The organism is Halomonas sediminis (assembly GCF_044871105.1).
GTDB lineage: Bacteria > Pseudomonadota > Gammaproteobacteria > Pseudomonadales > Halomonadaceae > Vreelandella > Vreelandella zhuhanensis.
In genome coordinates this window covers 2,016,162-2,034,412 of the sequence record NZ_CP085246.1, presented here as the reverse complement: position 1 = coordinate 2,034,412, position 18,251 = coordinate 2,016,162, and the positions used below count along the sequence as shown (strand labels likewise).

The window sequence follows — 18,251 nt, the reverse complement described above, 5'->3', positions numbered from 1 at the left end:
GGATCTGATGTAGCGCTGCGCTATTGAGGCTGAACGCTAGCCTCGCATCAGTCGCATGTCCTTGGCGGGGCATAACAGCATTAGGAGAACAGGGAAATGAAGCCACCAATATTCACGTCACCTGAGGCTGGTTGGTCCTTTCGGCTGGTCCGTCGGATTGGTAACTTCCGCGACATTGGCCGTGGCCTGTTAGTGTGCGTCACTATCGCTTTGGCCACTACGTTCATCGCCGATCACTATGGAGGTCCGACGCTACTTTATGCGTTGCTATTCGGTATGTCGCTGCACTTTTTGAGTGACGAGGGACGTTGTCGTGAAGGCATCGAATTTGCCGCTCGCACCGTCCTTCGCTTGGGAGTGGCATTGCTGGGAGCGAGGATGACTTTCGAGCAAGTGGGCGAGCTCGGAGTTGGGGTTGTGCTCACTGTTATAGGGTCTGTGGTGATTGTCATCGTGATAGGGACGGTGCTTGCCAGGGCGTTAGGCTTACCCCGTGACCTGGGTCTCTTGACTGGTGGCGCTGTCGCCATCTGCGGGGCATCGGCGGCATTAGCTCTGTCGGCGGTGATGCCGCGCCATGAGGACAGTGAACGTAATACAATTCTCACGGTGGTCGGTGTGACCACGCTCTCAACCGTCGCAATGGTGATCTATCCACTGCTCGCTGGGGCTCTGGAACTGGCTAATGTCCAGACAGGAATTTTCCTAGGCGGTACTATCCACGACGTAGCTCAGGTAGTGGGAGCCGGTTACATGATCTCGGAGGAAACGGGGGACATCTCAACACTGGTTAAATTGGTGCGAGTTGCCATGCTGGTGCCAGCAGTAATGGTCTTCATGTGGCTATTTCGAGCATCGCGTCAGGGAGAGGGACAGGCAACCAAGGTCCCGATGTTACCGAGTTTTCTGGTGGGCTTTGTGATTCTAGTCGTGGTCAATAGCTTGGGATTGATTCCCGATGCAGTGAATGACGGAATGTCGACGCTGTCACGCTGGTGCCTCGTCACGGCCATTGCCGCCTTGGGTATCAAGACCTCATTCCAGAAGCTTGCCGTGGTGGGATGGAAACCGGTGATATTAATGGCCTTGGAAACAGTGCTACTGCTGGCCATCGTGCTTGGTGTGGTGTTGTTCGGGGGTTTAGGGGTTTAGGGGTTTAGTGAGTGGTAGCGCTGTGGATGTTTTTAAAATCACACATGGAACGGCTAACAGAAACAATGCGTTAATTACTTTTGGGGAGCTATTCACCACATAAAGCGCTTGAAAATCAATTATTTGACTGTTTTTCAGGATGGCTTTCAATAATGAGATAAATATTTATCTTATTGTTTGTTATGTGTTTTTTAATTTTTAGATGAATCTCCTTTCTCAGTCATAAAAAATAAAAATTTATATTAATCAGATAGATAATCTCATGGCTCAAGCTGAATAATTACTTTAATTTTTGTGAAAAACCCGCCAACATATTGCTTTGCATGGAGTGCATATATCGAGCGGCGAGTGGACATGGTCGACCCGCAGGCCATAGGCTAACCATAAAGAGACCCTCTCGCTTGAGGCAATCGAAATTGTGAGTGGCGTCATTCGTCCACTGAGTAAAGAGAGTGACGTTGCCGTTTGCTAATCAAAAAAACAGTGGCTCTTCATGCCGTTAACGCTATGTTAGGCATCCAGGCACAACTAAGTGGCTATAACATCAACAATTCGGGAGATTTACTGTGAAGATTGGAGCACCCAGGGAAACGGCCAAGGGCGAAGCGCGTGTCGCTTTGACGCCCGAAAGCGCCGTGCACATACAGAAATTGGGCCACGAATGCCTGGTGGAAAGCGGAGCCGGTGCGGCGGCGGGTTTTTCCGACGAAGCCTATAAAGAGGCCGGTGTTACCGTCATCGATAGTGCCGAAAAGCTATGGGCCGACGCCGAGATCGTCATCAAGGTACGTGAGCCTTCCCAGGTGGAGGTCGGTTACCTGCGTGAAGGTCAAACACTGATCGCCTTTTTTTGGCCGGCGCAGAATGAGTCATTACTGGAAGAGTGCCGGGCCAAAGGCGCTACCGTAATTGCCATGGACATGGTGCCGCGTATTTCCCGCGCGCAGAAGATGGATGCGCTGTCCTCGATGGCCAATATCGCTGGTTATCGCGCGGTGATCGAGGCGGGCAACAATTTTGGGCGTTTTTTCACCGGTCAGGTCACGGCAGCGGGCAAGGTGCCTCCGGCCAAGGTGTTGATCATCGGTGCCGGTGTGGCGGGGCTTTCGGCTATCGGCACCGCGACCAGCCTGGGCGCCATGGTGCGTGCCTTCGATGTGCGGCCTGAGGTGGCCGAACAGATCGAATCCATGGGCGCCGAGTTCCTGTTTCTGGATTTCGACGAGAACCAGGATGGTGCCGGCAGCGGTGGCTATGCCGCGCCTTCCAGCCCTGAATTTCGCGAGAAACAGCTGGAATGTTTCCGCGAACAGGCGCACGAAGTCGATATCGTCATCACCACGGCGCTGATTCCGGGTAGGCCCGCGCCCAAATTGTGGCTCGAGGACATGGTTAAGGCCATGAAGCCCGGTTCGGTGATTGTCGACCTTGCAGCCGAAAAGGGCGGCAACTGCGATTTGACCAAACCCGACCAGAAAGTGGTCAGCGACAACGGTGTGACCATTGTCGGCTACACTGATTTTCCCTCGCGGATGGCGACTCAGTCATCACTGCTTTATTCCACCAATATTCGCCACATGTTGACCGACCTCACCCCGAAGAAAGACGGTGACGTCGTGCATGACATGGAAGACGACGTGATTCGTGGCGCCACGGTCACTCATCAGGGTGAGATCACCTTTCCGCCTCCGCCGCCCAAGGTAAAGGCGATTGCCGCGGCCAAGCCCAAGGAGAAAGTCAAGGAGCCCACGCCGGAAGAAAAGAAAGCCGCCGAGCTTGCGGCGATCCGGGCTCAGACCAAGCGTCAGGTGACATTGCTGGGGGTGGGCGGGTTACTTATGCTGGTATTGGGGCAAATCGCACCGGCATCGTTCATGCAGCATCTGATCGTTTTCGTGCTGGCCTGTTTTGTGGGTTATCAGGTGATATGGAACGTCAGCCATGCGCTACATACACCACTAATGGCGGTGACCAATGCCATTTCCGGGATCATTATTCTGGGAGCCGTCTTGCAGATAGGCTCGGGTAACTGGGTGGTGGTCATACTTGCGGCGATTTCCGTGCTGATCGCTACCATCAATATCGTGGGTGGCTTCCTGGTGACACGCCGGATGCTGGCCATGTTCCAAAAATCATAAACGCGGGGATACGACATGTTAGGTCAAGGTTTCGTTTCTGCCGCGGCAATTGCGGCAAGTATACTTTTCATCCTTTCCTTGGGTGGGTTGAGTAATCAGGAAAAGGCCAAGCGGGCGGTGTGGTATGGCATCGTGGGCATGGCCATTGCGGTGTTGTTCACTGCCTTCGGACCCGGAATCGGTAGCTACTGGATCATGATCCCGATGGTTCTTATCGGGTCGGTGATCGGTTGGAATATCGCCAAGCGCGTCGCGATGACCGAAATGCCGCAACTGGTCGCAGCACTGCACAGTTTCGTGGGTCTGGCGGCGGTGTTCGTGGCCTGGAGCGCGGATCTGGAGCGTACACGGGTCGCCTCGGCGCTACTTGCAGGCGAGGCCACGGATAGATTTTCGGCCTTTGCCGCCCTGTTGGTCACCAAGACCCCCGCCGAGTTGACGTTTCTTCAAGTCGAAATCGTGTTTGCCATCTTCATCGGCGCAGTAACCTTCACCGGCTCGGTGATTGCTTACGGCAAGCTGGCGGGCAAGGTCGATGGTAAATCCCGTCAGTTGCCCGGCGGGCACATGCTCAATGCCGCAGCGGCGGTATTGTCACTGGTCATGGCTATCGCCTATCTCAACGGCGCGGGCTTCTGGTCATTGCTGGTACTGGCGGCATTGGCTTTCTTCATCGGCTATCACTTGATCATGGGGATCGGTGGGGCGGATATGCCGGTGGTGGTTTCGATGCTGAACAGCTATTCCGGCTGGGCGGCGGCGGCCATCGGGTTCACGCTTTCCAATGACCTCTTGATCGTTACCGGTGCCTTGGTGGGGTCTTCTGGTGCGATTCTTTCCTACATCATGTGCAAAGCAATGAATCGCAACTTCGTCAGCGTCATCCTGGGTGGCTTTGGCAGCGGCGCCAAGGGTGAGTCCGCCGAGATCGAAGGCGAGCAGGTGGCTATCGATGCCGGTGGCGTAGCGGCAGCGCTCAATGATGCGGAGAGTGTCATCATCGTGCCGGGTTACGGCATGGCGGTTGCCCAGGCGCAGAATTCAGTCAGGGAATTGACGCGCAAGCTGCGCGATGCGGGCAAGAATGTACGCTTTGCGATTCATCCCGTGGCGGGCCGCTTGCCGGGGCACATGAACGTCCTGTTGGCCGAGGCCAAAGTGCCTTACGACATCGTGATGGAAATGGATGAGATCAATGATGACTTTCCGAATACGGACGTGGTTATCGTGATCGGCTCCAACGATATCGTGAACCCGGCGGCACAGGAGGATCCCAACAGCCCCATCGCCGGCATGCCGGTATTGGAAGTATGGAATGCCAAGCAGGTGTTCGTTTCCAAGCGTGGGCAGGGTACCGGCTACTCGGGTATCGAGAATCCGCTATTCTTCAAGGAGAATACGCGCATGTTCTATGGCGATGCCAAGAGCAGTATCGATTCCCTGGTGCCGTTGATCGACTGAAACACCTGGCTTGAGCATTAAACTGTTAGTAATAAGCTGTTGGTTAAGCGCCCGGGTCGTCGAAATCGGCCCGGGTTTTCTGGTTCAACATAGCACTGGCAAAGAATTGCCACTGGCAAGGAGTAACCATGAACCTGTCTGATCCTTTTCACCTCGCGGTACAAGTACGCGATATCGACGAAGCTCGTCAATTCTACGGGAATTTTCTGGGTTGCCCGGAGGGGCGCTCATCGGAAAGCTGGGTGGACTTCAATCTTTACGGCCATCAGTTCGTGTGTCATTTGAATCCTGCGCTCAAGGACAATCCCGTCACCAGCCACAAGAACCCGGTCGATGGTCACGGCGTGCCGGTACCGCATTTCGGTGTGGTGCTGGACATGGCATCCTGGGAGGCATTGGCCAAGAAGTTGCGTGAACACGGGGTCTCCTTCGAGATCGAGCCCTATATACGCTTCAAGGGTGAAGCCGGTGAACAGGCCACCATGTTCTTCTACGACCCTTCGGGTAACGCCCTGGAATTCAAGGCCTTCAAGAATCGGGATGAACAGCTGTTCAAGAAGAACTGAGCCAATTCCCGAAGCCTCAAGGAAAAGAGCGAGTTAATCGCCAAGAGGCGCCTCGCTATTTCCTTTGTAGTCGCCCCCCTCACACAATCGCATGGGGAATAAAGCACGAGGTGTCCTTGGTGATCTTGCCGCTATCTTCACGAATGCCCATGCCGCAGGCACGATCGCCGACCACCCAGCTGCCGATCAGCGCATGCTGATCGCCGAATTTGGGCATGGGCTGATACGCTTGGCGAATATAGGGGCTATCGGTGTAAGGCCCGTCGACAAACTCGCGTTCACCGGCATCGGTGACCAGTTCGATATTGCTCCCCTCACGCGAGAAAAACGGCTTGCGCACCCAGCCGGGGGGCAACGGCTGGCTGGGGTCGTCGTCGAAGAAGGCGGGCAAGAGGTTGGGGTGGCCTTCGTTATACTTCCACAATAACGGCAGAATGCCTTTATTGGACAGAATCGCTTTCCAGGGTGGCTCGAACCAGTGGGTTTGCATGGCGGGCAGCTGTTCGCCAAAAGTGTCATGGGCCATTTCTTCCCATGGATAAAGCTTGAAGATGGCTCGAATCGGGTTGTCGTCGAGATCGACGAAATGCGTCATGCCGGGGTTCAGGCCAATATCCTGCATGAACACGAAAGGCGCCTTGAGGCCGGCCTGGACCGCAATATCCTGCAGATAATGCACGGTGGCCCGTTCTTCCACGTTATCTTTTACGCAGGAGAAATGCAGCGTTGCGTCTTCGAGCCGCTGCCCCAGATGGGCCATGACGTTGAGCAGGCGTTCCTGGATGGAGTTGTACTGGTCGGCCTGACGTGGAATAAGCCCTTGCTGAATGGCTTGTTCCAGCCACACCCACTGAAAAAAACCCGCTTCGTAGATGGAAGTGGGGGTGTCGTAGTTCAGTTCGAGAAGCTTCGCCGGTCCGTTACCGTCATAGGCGAAATCCATGCGCCCATAAAGGTGGGGCTGCCCCTCCGCCCATGAGCGGCGAATGGTTTCCCACATGTACTCGGGCAAGGCCAGGCGTCGCATCAGTTCATCGGAGTGACAGACGCGTTCGACCATGGCCATGCAGAGTTCGTGCAAGGCTTCCGTCGGGGCTTCAATGTCATTTTCGACCTGAGTCAAGGTGAATTGGTAATACGCCGCCTCTTTCCAGTAAGGCGCGCCTTCGATGGTGTGGAAATGAAAGCCCAATTCTTTGGCCAAACCTTTCCAGTTGCGGCGTTCGGCGATATCGATTTTCAGCATGGCGTTCCTAGGGTGTGTGACATCCCATGAGTCACAAGACAAGAATGAGCGTCAACCGGAACGGCTGACGCTTGGCTTGAAGCCTCAAGAGCCCCAGCCGCCTCGTGCCGAGGAACTGGAACCGAAGCCGCTGCGCTGAGTGGCTCGGGTGCTTGCCGTCTGGCGCACAGCAGTACGGGTAGCTTCATTGCGCCGCGCTACTCGCTGTGAGGTATTTCTCGTGGCGGCATTCCAGTCGCCCTGGTTCTGGCGGTTGCGGTAAACCGGTTCCTGGTAGACTCGCTCGATGCTACGTCCACGGTTGGTGTTCGACATCATGTTGCCGACCATGTAGCCCATCATCGCGGGCATGAACCAGCCGCCGCCACTGCTGCCGGTAGCGGCCTGCGCCTGTTCTTCGGTCGGCTTTGTGCAGGCGCCTTCGCCATGCTGGGCTTCACAGGCTTCTAGAGAATCGAAGCGGGGCACTGCCTCAAGCGATGCTTCATAAGCGGCTTCACAGGCATTGCGGGTATAGACGTTGGCGGCAACGCACTCTTCTACACTCTGGAATGCCTTGGGCTCGTCGAAGCGAACGTCGGTAATTTGTTCTTCCGGCTCAGGGCTGCAGGCCGTTAAACCGAAGGCGCCCACTCCCATCAGAGCGAGTGATAAGCGAGCGCTGCGCTTGCGGCGTGGCAATCTTGGTGTTTGATCTTGGGTCGACATGTCCTCTCTCCTTACCACGTCATTGAAGCGGCGTTGAGCAAGCCAACCGAAATGGAGACCGTTGCTACCAGAATGCCGTAGGCGTGGTGCCCCTCGGTGATATGCTGCGACAGGCTCTCTCCCTGCTTGCGCAAGAACAGCTTGAAACCGAAGAACGTCGCCAACTGCACGAAAAAGGCGACAATACCCCACAGCAGAAAATCGATGAAATTGATCGAGTTAGCCATGGCGCTATACAGCGGAATGGTGAAACCCAGGATAGAACCACCGTAAGCCGTTGCGGCCGCTGCATTGCCTTGACGAATCAGCGTCCACTCATGGTGGGGAGTGATAAAGCTGTAGCAAAACATGAACGCAGCCAGCAGTACGATGGCGCCGAACAAATAGGCGAAGAAAAACGGCAAACCTTGTAGGTAAAGTACGATGTTGTCCATGCGGTGGGTCCTTTTGGAATGTTAGAAAAAACACGTTCTAAAAAACATGTTTTGAAGATGATACTGTAAGGAGGGCGTTACTAGAGGGCGTCGATATCCACCGAAGCAACATCCACGCCCAAGTTGTAAACCACCATGAAGCTTCCCTGGCCGTCATCCTCGGCACTGATCAGTAGGTATTCCATACGTTCGGAAGCCTGGATGTTGCGTTCGTAGAGCATGGCATGATGGCGTACCTGCCTGGGCACGAGGCTTTCCAGTGTCGTCACGCTTTCCTCGAAGACCACCGGCGCCGACCAAAGGCTGTCGGGGGCGCCCCAAACGCGGTTGAATTCACAGCTACGTTCCGCGGGCGGCGCGGCGGTGAGGGTGACGCAATTGGCGCCCAATGTATCGGCTTTTTTCTCGACCCCGTTGACTAAGGTATCGAACTCACTATCAGAGACATGCGCAACCCGGTAGAAATCGAAGAGCTTGTATTCGATGACATGCCCGTGTTCGATATTGGCTTGCAGCCAGGTGTCGTTGTCCAGATAAAAGCGAACCAGGTGCGAACCTTGCCCCAGGTCGACATGCCCTACGGCAGCGATATGGTGGTAGCTGTCATCGTCCCAGGCAAAGAGGGCATCCTCGTGGGCACGTAAGCCGATCAGCTGGATCTTGACCCGACCATCCAGGCGCAAGCCTTCGACCGTCTCCAGAGAAACCATCGGTGGCAGTCCCGTGGCGGTAATGGCTGAGTTGTCGGCTCTGGTATCTTGTTGCGTTGAACGAAGCAGTGCTTTGAGCGTCTTGAGCATTACGCCGCTCCTGCGGTGGCATGGTTGAGCAATGTGAGAATATCGTTTTCGGACAGGCGCTTATCTCCCATGTAGTAAAGGGTGTCGCCCGGGGCGAGCACATGATCGAACGGCGGGTTGAGCAGTTGGGTGTCTTGCGTTCCCGATCGACATGCGCCCAATAAAGTGATGTTGTACTGAGCTTTCGCCACGTTCATGAGGTCGCCGTAGCGTACGGCTGGCGTCGCTTGGGGGAGGCGGATCTGATACTGGGTGGCTCCATGGTTGATGGCTAGCAACTCGTTAACGACGCGACTGATGCCTGCATCGGTCGCCGAGCGCACCAGCATTTCGATGGAAAGTCCTTCGGTGCATTCGATACCCGGCAGGGTGCGGCGTAACATGTTGGCCGTGGCGTGGTTATCGCAATGAGCCACGACATGGCAATCCGGGCGCTTCTGGTCATAGACCGAGAGAGCGATGGTGGCCACGCGTTCGTCGGCATCGTCATAGATGATGATGCGACTGGCTCCCTTGACGCCCGCACGTGCTAGTAACTCGGGGCTGGAAAAGCTATCGCCTTTAACAAACTTGACGGTGCCGGGCATGGGATTGTCGATATCCTTGACCACACACAGAACGATGTCGTCCGGCAGGTTGCGATCCTCCAGAAGGATATTGATAATCTTTTTCGTCGGCTCACCATGCCAGCCGATGATCAGCGTGTGGCCGGAAAGGTCCTGGTGGTTGGCTTTCCCCTGCATGATATGTCTCCAAGCTTGGCTGACGTTTGCTGTGGCCTTGCCGATAAAAGCGGCAAAGAGCATGATTCCGCCCGGGATGAGCCACAGTGCAGCGATCCATTGGCCGGCGCCGGTGGTGGGGCTGAAGTCGCCGTAACCCACCGTTGTGGTCGTGGTTATGTAGAAGTAGACCCACAAGCCGAGGCTCTGGGCAATTGGCTCGCTTGCCAGCACCATCATGGCCCAGGACAAGCTGGCATGGCCAAGCACGACAATCAGCAGAAACGTCCAGCTGACGTTGATGGTGGATGCCTGTAGCGCTTTCATCAGGCGCAAGAAAATCGGCACGGCCCTTCCTTTTCGCAACATTACTCAAGACCTGTCCGAAAGGGCAGGTCTGTCATGGGTGAGACTTATTCGGGGGCCGATCCCTTGTTGCTTTTCGCTTTCAGGCGGGCCAGTACATCATCGGCCTTGCGATTGGTGGCCCCGATGCCGGCATCTTTCAGGCGCGCTTCGAGAGAGCTTCCGCTTTCTTCGGCGGCCATTTGATCGGCGGCTTTCATCTGGGCGGAGTCGAGCTGCTGACGTTCCTTGATGCGGTCGAGCGATTCCATGGCGCTGTGCATCGCACTGTTCTGGCCGGAGTGGCGAGCGGCAACCGCGGACTGGGCTTTCTGCGCCGATTCGGTCGCTTTCACCACGCTGACCTGCTGCTTGAACTGGCGCAACTGATTTTCGGTGCCGCGAATGGCCCCGCGCAGGCTTTCAATGCTTGCGTCATACTCAGTCACGATGGCACGTTCCGCGTCCAGGTCATCCTGCAATGCCACGATACGGTTGGCGACTTCCACTGCCAACTCTTCCTCACCTTTATCCAGGGCGGCTGCGGCACTTTGCTCCAGTTGGGAGATCTTGCTTTCAAGGGTGCTCGCCTTGTTAGCATTGAGCTGCCGTTGCCCCATCAGGCGCGTCAATTCGGTCTTGGATTTGCCCAACTGGGTTTCTGAATCGCGAATTTCCTGATCGAGAATGCGTAATGCCTGTGAATCGACCGCGGCTTGGCCGGTTTCGGTCGCTTTGCCGCGAAAGGCCGTTAGTAACTTATTCAACATGTTGATCCCTCATTTTAACTGTTAGATAACTGGATAATTATTTCAGTGACGACGTCTGGTCTCAGGCAAAATGTTCCTGGATAAGCCCTGCCACTTCCATCGCCGCCCCGGCCGTGGCGTGAAGTTCGGCACAGAGGGATTCAAGCTTGGAGTCACCGAATAGCTGGCCATAAGCGACGTAATAAGCGTGGCCGCCAATATCGGTGATGCCGATGGAGGCGAGCGGCAGGATCAACCCTTGGCGTAACAGGATTTCATTGAAGGTAGCCTGTTCCTTGACGCTGGCCACAGGCGCGATCGGAGTCATCGCCACCCATTCATTTTCGCTACGCGAAAGGGTAATGGCGAGATTGCCGTAGTCGCTGAGTTCCCAGACCAGCGTATTGTTGTCCACATCCAGGGTGACGTCGCCTTCCGGCCAGGCCAGCTCCGTGAGAACGGAAGAGCTTGTATCGTTGACGATATCGAAAAGGACTTTTGCATCAAGCGGGGTGGGGCTGTTGTTCACGTCCATCTATGTCTCCATGGGGCCAGTGAGGTAGGTCGTATGTATGAAAGGCGCTCAGGGTCGGTGGCCAATGAAAAAGCGTGTTTTATATTGCATGCCACAAAATAGCGAAGTAATGGCACAGAGTGCCCAGCATCACGAAAAGATGCCACACAAAATGGCCGTAGCGCAGTCGTGCGTCCATGGCGAAGAAGACCACGCCCAGGGTATAGGAGAGACCGCCTGCGACGACCCAGTAAAGCCCCGAGGGTGACATCCTCTCCACCAAGGGTCCAAGCGCCACGACGACCAGCCATCCCATCGCCAGATAGAGACCCGTGGAAACCACAGGATGAGTACCCTTGCTGAAGGCTTTTTGCAATACGCCGAGAAGGGCAAGTATCCAGACAGCTCCCAGTAGCCACCAGCCCCAGGCACCTTGCAGGACCCCGAGCGTAAAAGGCGTATAGGTACCGGCAATCAACAGGTAGATGGCGGAGTGCTCGATGACTCGAAACACTCGCTTTGATTGTCCCTGGGGCAGCGCATGGTAGAGGGTGGAGGACAGATAGAGAATTATCATGCTTGCGGCGAAAACGTAGCTGCCAATGACGAAACCGATGTCTTCATGAAGCCCTGCCTGTTTCACGAGAAAAGGCGTTCCCACCACAGCGGCAACCAAGCCTAGGCCATGACTGATACTGTTGGCGATTTCTTCACCCAATGACTGGTTACGTCTGGGTGCAGGTAGCCATTCTCTCATTGAGCCTCCGGCGTCAGTGTTATTCGGCGCTGGCTAGCTTCTTCTTCCTTGCCCTCAAGGCGTGGGGTTGATCATAAAGCTGGCTTGCCGAAACGCTTGTGTAGCCAGGCATTGATATCGTCGGATTCATACAGCCATTGATCCTGTCCATCAGCATGGCTGATTTTCAGGCAGGGTACTTTGACTCTGCCTCCGCCTTCCTGCAGTGCCTTCTTGTGCTCAGGGTCGAGTTGGGCATCGCGTAATTCGATATCAAGCCCCAGGCGCGCCATTTCCTTGCGTACTTTAATGCAGAACGGGCAGGTGCGAAATTGATAGAGTGCAAGGTTTTCACATTCGGCATCGACCTTGGCCTGTTCTTCTTCGCTACGCTCGACTGATTGCGGAGTGGAAAGCTTTTCCGCAATTAACATGAACGGTGCCAGCACCAGGCGCAAGCCGCGAAAGAAGTAACGAATCACGATTCTCATGAAGCCATCCTTAATAATATCGTAAAAAACAGGAAAATAATGTGTCGAGCATCCTGCAACAACTGGCTGCTATTGTCACTGCCATGGATGAGCAAAGCCGCTTGTCATGCTAGGCTGCCAAGCTGTTTTTGACTGTTGTCAGGGGTTTAACCTTCATGCATCTTCATATCATCGGGATTTGCGGCACCTTCATGGGTAGCCTGGCATTACTGGCACGAGAGCTTGGCCTGGAAGTCAGTGGCTCTGACGCCAACGTCTATCCCCCCATGAGTACGCAATTGGCTGAGGCGGGTATCGTTCTGCATGAAGGCTACCAGGCGGAAAACCTTGTGCCTGTGCCGGATCAGGTCGTGGTGGGTAATGCGCTTTCCAGGGGCAACCCCGAAGTGGAAGCACTTTTGAACAGCGGCCTTGCATATAGTTCCGGGCCGCAGTGGTTGGCGGAAAAAGTGCTGCCGGGACGCAAGGTAATCGCTCTGGCGGGTACCCATGGCAAGACCACCACGGCCAGCTTGCTTGCCTGGTTGCTGGAGTCGGCAGGGCTTAATCCCGGCTTTCTGATTGGTGGAGTGCCTCGCAACTTTGGGGTTTCCGCGCGGTTGGGAGAAGCCGGCAGTCCTTTTGTTGTGGAAGCCGATGAGTACGATACGGCATTTTTCGACAAGCGTTCCAAGTTCGTGCATTACCGACCCACCATCGCGGTACTCAATAACCTGGAATTCGATCATGCGGATATCTTCGAGAATTTGGCGGCAATCGAACGGCAATTTCATCATTTGGTACGAACGGTTCCGAGCAACGGAAAGTTGCTGGTGGCCGATGAACAGCCGGCACTTGAGCGGGTGCTGGCTCAGGGGGTCTGGACACCTGTCGAGCATTTCGGTACCCAGCCGCAAAGCTCTTGGCGATTGGTGCTGGAGCGTGACGATGCCAGCCGTTTTCAGGTGATTCATGAGAGCGCCCAGAGCGTCAGGGGTGGCGAGGATGCCGTGGTGGACTGGTCATTGACCGGCGAGCACAACGCACGCAATGCCTTGGCGGCATTGGCGGCGGCGCATGCCTGCGGCGTGGACCTGGCGCGCGGCTGCGCGGCACTTTCACGTTTTGAAACCCCGCGGCGGCGCCAGGAAATACGCGGCGAAGTCAACGGGATTCAGGTGATCGACGATTTCGCGCATCATCCCACCGCGATAGCCGCCACCTTGCAGGGACTGCGCGCGGCGACACCGAAAGGGCGGCTGCTGGCGGTCATCGAACCACGCTCAAACACGATGCGTCTGGGCGCGCTGCGTGACCGTCTGAGTGGCAGTGTGGCGCTTGCCGACCAAGTGTTCTGGTATCAGCCACCGGGGCTCGGCTGGTCGTTGGCGGATGTCATTGCCCAACAGACTCAGGCGGCGGCATTGCATGATCAAATCAATGAACTGGTAGTAGCAGTGACGGCGGCTGCCAAACCACTGGACCGTATCGTGGTGATGTCCAACGGCGCTTTCGGGGGCGTCCATGAATTATTGCTGCAGGCACTGAGGACTCGTTACAAGGACACGCATGGCCATTGATACTGTTTCAAGCTCCGGCTCCAGCCCCAGCCCCAGCGCTGTTTCAGGTGCTGACATAAGTGCTGGCTTTCGCCCACCGATCACGGTTGCCTTGACCGGTGCCTCCGGCGCCCAGTACGGCCTGCGCTTGATCGACATACTGGTGGCATCCGGCCATGAAGTCTGGGTAATGATCTCCAAGGCTGCGCACATGGTGATTGCCACCGAAATGGAGATATCGCTGCCTGCACAGCCCGAGCGGCTGACTCAAGCACTGTGTGAGCGCAGTAACGCTGCAGCAGGGCAGATCCGTTGTTTCGGTCGAGAAGACTGGATGGCGCCGGTGGCTTCGGGGTCGGGAGCTTCTTCAGCCATGGTGGTGTGTCCTTGCTCGACGGGCACGCTTTCCGCGGTGGCCTGCGGTGCAAGCAATAATCTGATCGAACGTGCTGCTGATGTGGCGATCAAGGAGCGACGTCAGCTAATCATAGTGCCGCGAGAGACGCCGTTTTCGGCGATTCATCTGGAGCATATGCTGACCTTGAGCCGCTTGGGCGTGGTGATTCTGCCTGCAGCACCCGGTTTCTATCATCGTCCTCAATGCGTGGATGACCTGATCGATTTTATCGTCGCGAGAATCCTCAACCAGTTAGGCATTCAGCATGCTTTGATACCGCGTTGGGGCGAAACGCCGGATTCGGTGCCGCGCTCATGATGTCCTGGGCGATGGTGACTGTGTTCGTGCCGACCTTCCTGTTGGTGTCGCTGACCCCGGGCATGTGCATGACCCTGGCGATGGTGCTTGGCATGACGCAAGGGGTCAAACGGACCTTATGGATGATGATCGGTGAGCTGGCCGGGGTAGGGTTGGTGGCCACGGCGGCCGGTGCCGGTGTGGCGGCATTGATGTTGCGTCAGCCGGAACTGTTTGCCTTGTTCAAGTGGGTGGGCGGGGCTTATCTGGGTTATCTCGGGGTAATGATGTGGCGCTCGCGCGGGCGCATGGCGATACCGCTGGAGGTAGAGGTTGCCGCTCCCGCCGGGCGCGTTCAACTTGCCTTGCAAGGCTTTCTTACCGCCGTGGCCAACCCCAAGGGGTGGGCATTCTTCATGGTATTGCTGCCGCCTTTTCTCGACGCTTCACGGCCGCTGGCCAAGCAATTGGTGGTATTGATCGGCGTAATCCTGACCATAGAATTTTGCAGTATGCTGGTTTATGCCACGGGGGGAAGCACTCTGCGCAAGCTATTGGGGGAAAGCAGTAATGTCCGCCTGCTCAACCGTATCGCCGGGGCCTTGATGGTAGGGGTCGGATTATGGCTGGCGCTAGGCTAGGGCGCTAAACCGGCGACAGCAACACCACCCGGGTGCTTACCAATACCAGGGACGCCACCGTCAGTGCCTGCCAAGGGCAGGGGCTAAGCGATCGGCGGGGGCGGCTTTGCCAGTTGAGCTGCACCAAGGCGCAGACCACTAACCCCAGCAGGGCGCCGCCCACTAGATCGCTGAACCAGTGCACGCCCAGCACCAGACGGGAAAGTGCCATGGGCAAGGCCAATGCCATTGCCACCCAATATATCCAGAAGCGCTTATGGTGAGGTAGTTCCGCGGCGGCGAAGGCCGCCCCCAGGCCGAACAGCACCACGGCGGTGGAGCTGTGAGCGCTGGGGTAGGCTAGCGAGCCACTCAAGTAATCGGGGGTTTCGGGGCGCGGTCTTGCAAAGAAATTCTTGCCCCAGATATTCAATAGGGCAATGCCACCCAGTGCGGCTAACCAGTGCAACAGGGCAGCAAGGTGGCGTTTGGCCAATAACCATAGCCCCCAAGGGAGAAAGAGCGCCAAGACACCGTATTTGTCACCGATGCTCGCCATGATTTGGCTTAGTTGGGTCAAGAAGGGGGTCTGTAGCTCCATTACCAGTTGTTGCAACTGAGTATCCATGGGCATGGGGCCATGGTGGGAAATCACCAATAATGTCCAGCCCGAGAGGGCGCCGAGAGAAACCACCAGCAATAGCGTAGAAGCCAAGGGTACTTCGCCGCTGTGGCTCATGGCGAGCCAGGGGCGACGCAGCAACGGTGCCCTGCGGGCAACGCCCGCCATCAGACGATACAGGCGCCCCTCCCGTGCCAATTGTGCACGGCCCCAGGAAAATGCCACAGCCAGCCCCACCACGATCAGGGCGAACGTGATCAGCCAGGTTTCAAATCCTGGAGGGAAGTCCAGTAATCGTTTCCAGGTACGCCCGAGCAAATAACCTGGCAAGACGTAAGCCGGTGCCCAAAGGGCTGCCGAGGCCAGGTTGGCCCAGATAAAAGTGAGAGGCCGCATGTGCAGCATCCCGGCAATCAGGGGAATCACCGGGCGCACTGGCCCTATGAAACGACCGAAAAACACTGAAAAGGGGCCGTAACGCTGAAAGAAACGTGCCCCGCGCGCCAACCATTCCGGATGGTGCGAAAGCGGCCATAATCGAGTGACCCTTTCACGCTGAAGATATCCCAGACCGAAGCTTGCACCATCGCCGATCACCGCGCCAATGAACGCCACGCCGATAACCCAGGCCAAGGCCAATTCCTGATGGCCTGCCAGTGAAGCGGCAGCAGTTATCAGCACCACGCCGGGGACCAGTAACCCCACCAACGCCAGCGATTCCACCAGCGCAATCAATAGCAGCAGCAGTAATAATAAAGCAGGGGGTGGGGTGAGTTGATACAGCGCATCGGCAAGCGACACAGGCGGTTTCCTTGAATGGGTGAGTCAGAAAAGGAGGGTTAACGTATCAAGTGTGTTCAATAAGAGCGTCGGCACGCGCTTGAAGTCGTTTCAGGTAGCGTTCAAACAGCTCCTGCCGAGAAGGTAAGCAGGCGGCGATACGCACCTCAAGCGGTCCGGTTTCCACCAGTACTCGCTGTGAAAGCGAGTGTTGCAGGCGTTCCCGCACCAGCAGTGCGCCACTTTCGCTGGTGTCTGGTAATACCAGCCAGAAGGTGGTGGGGCCGGCTCGGCCGAGAATATCATGTTCACGACAACTGCCGTACACATCCGTACATAAAGCCTCGAGCAAGGCCAGGCGAGCACGATTGCCAAACTGCTCACCGGCCATGTCCAATTGCGGAAGGTGAATGACCAGGACGGCGAGCTGCTGGTTCAGCATGGTGGCGCGTTGATATTCGCTGCGTAAGCGTTCATTGAGGGTGTCTATATGAAACGCATCGCATTCACTGTCGTTTGGGTCGGTAGCGCGCAGTAACGCTCGGCGGCGTACGTGCTCACCACGTGGCAAGGCCAGCAGTAACACCAGCGTCAGATAACCCCAGACCGTATCCCAGCCTAACTGTGAACCCAGCGGTAACCAGTACCAGACCGGGATCATGCCCAAACTGATGATAAAGGCCGCCCATAGCGGTAGCAGCAGAAAGGTAGCGGTGATGGGCAAGCCTACCCAGATAATGGTGGTCTCGGGGCGTTGATGCAGAGCGAAGATCACCAGCAGGAAAGTGCAACCGAGCGCCAGCACCCGGGGTGAATATGCCTGCAATCCTTGTCCTAGATGCAGCAGAAGGGTAGCCAACATGATCAGCGTCACGAAGGCGGGCAGCAATAATTGGTGGTACTCACCCATGGCGTAAAGCCAGAGAGTATAAACGGTTATCAAGAGTAAACTAAGGCAATAGGCCAGGGTCATTAGACGCCCGGAAAAGCGGTGTTGGATCATAATATATCCTCTGCCGAAGGTGCCGACGAGAGGAGAAGAGATGCTTGGCATAATGATGCCAGGCTCAAGGATTGCGGCTCTACCTCCAACAGAGGGTAGCGTTGACTTACTATCGTGTCGGGTAAGGGGGCAAGTAAAAGAATACGACGCGTTGCAGCTTCCTGGGGCGAAGGTGCCAGCAATAAGGTAGCAAGCGTGGTGCCATCCAGCCGGTAGACATTTTCGAAATCATAGGTTAGCTCGCTTAGCTTGCGTGCAATGGACCATAGTTGATGACGTTTGACTTGTAGCACTAACAGCTCACCATGCACGCTTTCTCGCTCACAGCGAACCTGTTCACGAGGCAGGTCGCGCAGTAGCTGTTCGCCGGGCCAAAGGTTGTAGCCTGGAATCAAGCGCAAGCGTTGACGAATCGCGCCATTCATGTCCGTCATCTGGCGAGCTCGAGAGAGAGCCAGTAGCGTCAATACACCCAGCGATGCTACCAACAGTGCCCAAGTGGGAATACCAAGGGTGGGTTTGACGATCAATAGACTGATGGCGGCGGCCCCGAGATTAAAGGCTAATGCCCAGGTAGGCTGGGGTAGCATCAATATGGCGACCCAGGCCCACACCAATATCGCATGTCGCTCCGGCGCAACGCTGATCAATGCCATCAGTAGAAGGCCCGGGAAAAGCTGCCAAGGTAATCCCCGAGAGCGGCGATGGCTGAATTCGAGCAGTAATGTCATCACCAGCAACCAGCCCACGCTCAGCCACAATAAAGCTGCCGCCTGAGGCATCGCGGTCTGGGTCCAGAAAGCCATGGTCGCCGCGGCGGCAAGCAGATTGCCGCGCAGCAGGCTGATTTTGTACTTGCTCTGCATGGTGCCTTACTATTCGTTGAGATGATTGTTAGTGCTGACGTATTTGCGATAATGGGCGATGCGTTG

General features: G+C 56.2%; 19 protein-coding genes. 7 read left to right on the top strand and 12 right to left on the bottom strand.

Features of this window, described 5'->3' with window-relative positions:
- Positions 1-96: 96 nt before the first annotated feature.
- The 4 genes from LG290_RS09740 (at position 97) to LG290_RS09725 (ending at position 5,317) form a co-directional block, all read left to right on the top strand.
- Positions 97-1,152, top strand: coding sequence for a YeiH family protein (locus LG290_RS09740; protein ID WP_499834658.1), 1,056 nt, complete (start codon positions 97-99; stop codon positions 1,150-1,152).
- A gap of 566 nt (positions 1,153-1,718) precedes the next feature.
- A complete protein-coding gene (locus tag LG290_RS09735) occupies positions 1,719-3,290 on the top strand; it encodes a Re/Si-specific NAD(P)(+) transhydrogenase subunit alpha (RefSeq protein ID WP_499834657.1) in 1,572 nt (523 codons plus the stop codon).
- A 15-nt stretch (positions 3,291-3,305) separates the two neighbouring features.
- Positions 3,306-4,751, top strand: a complete 1,446-nt coding sequence (locus LG290_RS09730) for an NAD(P)(+) transhydrogenase (Re/Si-specific) subunit beta (protein WP_499834656.1) — start codon at positions 3,306-3,308, stop codon at positions 4,749-4,751.
- A gap of 128 nt (positions 4,752-4,879) precedes the next feature.
- Entirely contained in the window at positions 4,880-5,317 is a 438-nt protein-coding gene (locus LG290_RS09725; RefSeq protein WP_160418737.1) for a VOC family protein, read from the top strand.
- Positions 5,318-5,396: 79 nt separating this feature from the next.
- On the opposite strand, the gene LG290_RS09720 is transcribed toward LG290_RS09725, so the two are convergent.
- The 9 genes from LG290_RS09720 to LG290_RS09680 form a co-directional block, all read right to left on the bottom strand.
- The gene (locus tag LG290_RS09720; protein WP_499834655.1) at positions 5,397-6,563 is read right to left on the bottom strand and encodes a glutathionylspermidine synthase family protein; all 1,167 of its coding nucleotides are present in this window, start codon (positions 6,561-6,563) and stop codon (positions 5,397-5,399) included.
- 84 nt (positions 6,564-6,647) lie between these two features.
- Positions 6,648-7,271, bottom strand: coding sequence for a DUF1190 domain-containing protein (locus tag LG290_RS09715; protein ID WP_499834654.1), 624 nt, complete (start codon positions 7,269-7,271; stop codon positions 6,648-6,650).
- 11 nt (positions 7,272-7,282) lie between these two features.
- A complete protein-coding gene (locus LG290_RS09710) occupies positions 7,283-7,696 on the bottom strand; it encodes a DUF350 domain-containing protein (protein ID WP_160418785.1) in 414 nt (137 codons plus the stop codon).
- An 89-nt stretch (positions 7,697-7,785) separates the two neighbouring features.
- Positions 7,786-8,505, bottom strand: coding sequence for a DUF2491 family protein (locus tag LG290_RS09705; protein WP_160418734.1), 720 nt, complete (start codon positions 8,503-8,505; stop codon positions 7,786-7,788).
- Entirely contained in the window at positions 8,505-9,575 is a 1,071-nt protein-coding gene (locus LG290_RS09700) for an ion channel (protein ID WP_499834653.1), read from the bottom strand. Before LG290_RS09700 ends, LG290_RS09705 begins: the two co-directional genes overlap by 1 nt.
- Positions 9,576-9,640: 65 nt before the next feature.
- Positions 9,641-10,342, bottom strand: a complete 702-nt coding sequence (locus tag LG290_RS09695) for a PspA/IM30 family protein (RefSeq protein ID WP_499834652.1) — start codon at positions 10,340-10,342, stop codon at positions 9,641-9,643.
- Positions 10,343-10,403: 61 nt separating this feature from the next.
- Positions 10,404-10,856: a DUF2170 family protein gene (locus LG290_RS09690; RefSeq protein ID WP_499834651.1), complete on the bottom strand. Its 453-nt coding sequence runs from the start codon at positions 10,854-10,856 to the stop codon at positions 10,404-10,406.
- A 79-nt stretch (positions 10,857-10,935) separates the two neighbouring features.
- Positions 10,936-11,592, bottom strand: coding sequence for a PAQR family membrane homeostasis protein TrhA (gene trhA / locus LG290_RS09685; RefSeq protein WP_499834650.1), 657 nt, complete (start codon positions 11,590-11,592; stop codon positions 10,936-10,938).
- Between the two features lie 71 nt (positions 11,593-11,663).
- Positions 11,664-12,062, bottom strand: coding sequence for a glutaredoxin family protein (locus LG290_RS09680; protein WP_499834649.1), 399 nt, complete (start codon positions 12,060-12,062; stop codon positions 11,664-11,666).
- A gap of 155 nt (positions 12,063-12,217) precedes the next feature.
- Between LG290_RS09680 and mpl the strand changes: the two genes are divergently transcribed.
- From mpl to LG290_RS09665, 3 genes are read left to right on the top strand one after another with little or no spacing between them, the layout of a single operon-like run.
- Positions 12,218-13,621, top strand: a complete 1,404-nt coding sequence (gene mpl / locus LG290_RS09675; protein ID WP_499834648.1) for a UDP-N-acetylmuramate:L-alanyl-gamma-D-glutamyl-meso-diaminopimelate ligase — start codon at positions 12,218-12,220, stop codon at positions 13,619-13,621.
- Positions 13,611-14,315: a flavin prenyltransferase UbiX gene (locus LG290_RS09670; protein WP_499834647.1), complete on the top strand. Its 705-nt coding sequence runs from the start codon at positions 13,611-13,613 to the stop codon at positions 14,313-14,315. The genes mpl and LG290_RS09670 overlap by 11 nt, the downstream gene beginning before the upstream one ends.
- Positions 14,312-14,935 carry a LysE family translocator gene (locus LG290_RS09665; protein WP_499834646.1) on the top strand — a complete coding sequence of 208 codons (624 nt, stop codon included), beginning with the start codon at positions 14,312-14,314 and terminating at the stop codon, positions 14,933-14,935. The genes LG290_RS09670 and LG290_RS09665 overlap by 4 nt, the downstream gene beginning before the upstream one ends.
- Positions 14,936-14,939: 4 nt before the next feature.
- On the opposite strand, the gene LG290_RS09660 is transcribed toward LG290_RS09665, so the two are convergent.
- From LG290_RS09660 to LG290_RS09650, 3 genes are read right to left on the bottom strand one after another with little or no spacing between them, the layout of a single operon-like run.
- Positions 14,940-16,337, bottom strand: a complete 1,398-nt coding sequence (locus tag LG290_RS09660; protein WP_499834645.1) for a bifunctional DedA family/phosphatase PAP2 family protein — start codon at positions 16,335-16,337, stop codon at positions 14,940-14,942.
- 46 nt (positions 16,338-16,383) lie between these two features.
- Complete coding sequence (locus LG290_RS09655; protein WP_499834644.1) at positions 16,384-17,319, bottom strand: diguanylate cyclase domain-containing protein; 936 nt, start codon at positions 17,317-17,319, stop codon at positions 16,384-16,386.
- Complete coding sequence (locus tag LG290_RS09650; RefSeq protein WP_499834643.1) at positions 17,316-18,185, bottom strand: hypothetical protein; 870 nt, start codon at positions 18,183-18,185, stop codon at positions 17,316-17,318. Before LG290_RS09650 ends, LG290_RS09655 begins: the two co-directional genes overlap by 4 nt.
- Positions 18,186-18,251 lie beyond the last annotated feature (66 nt).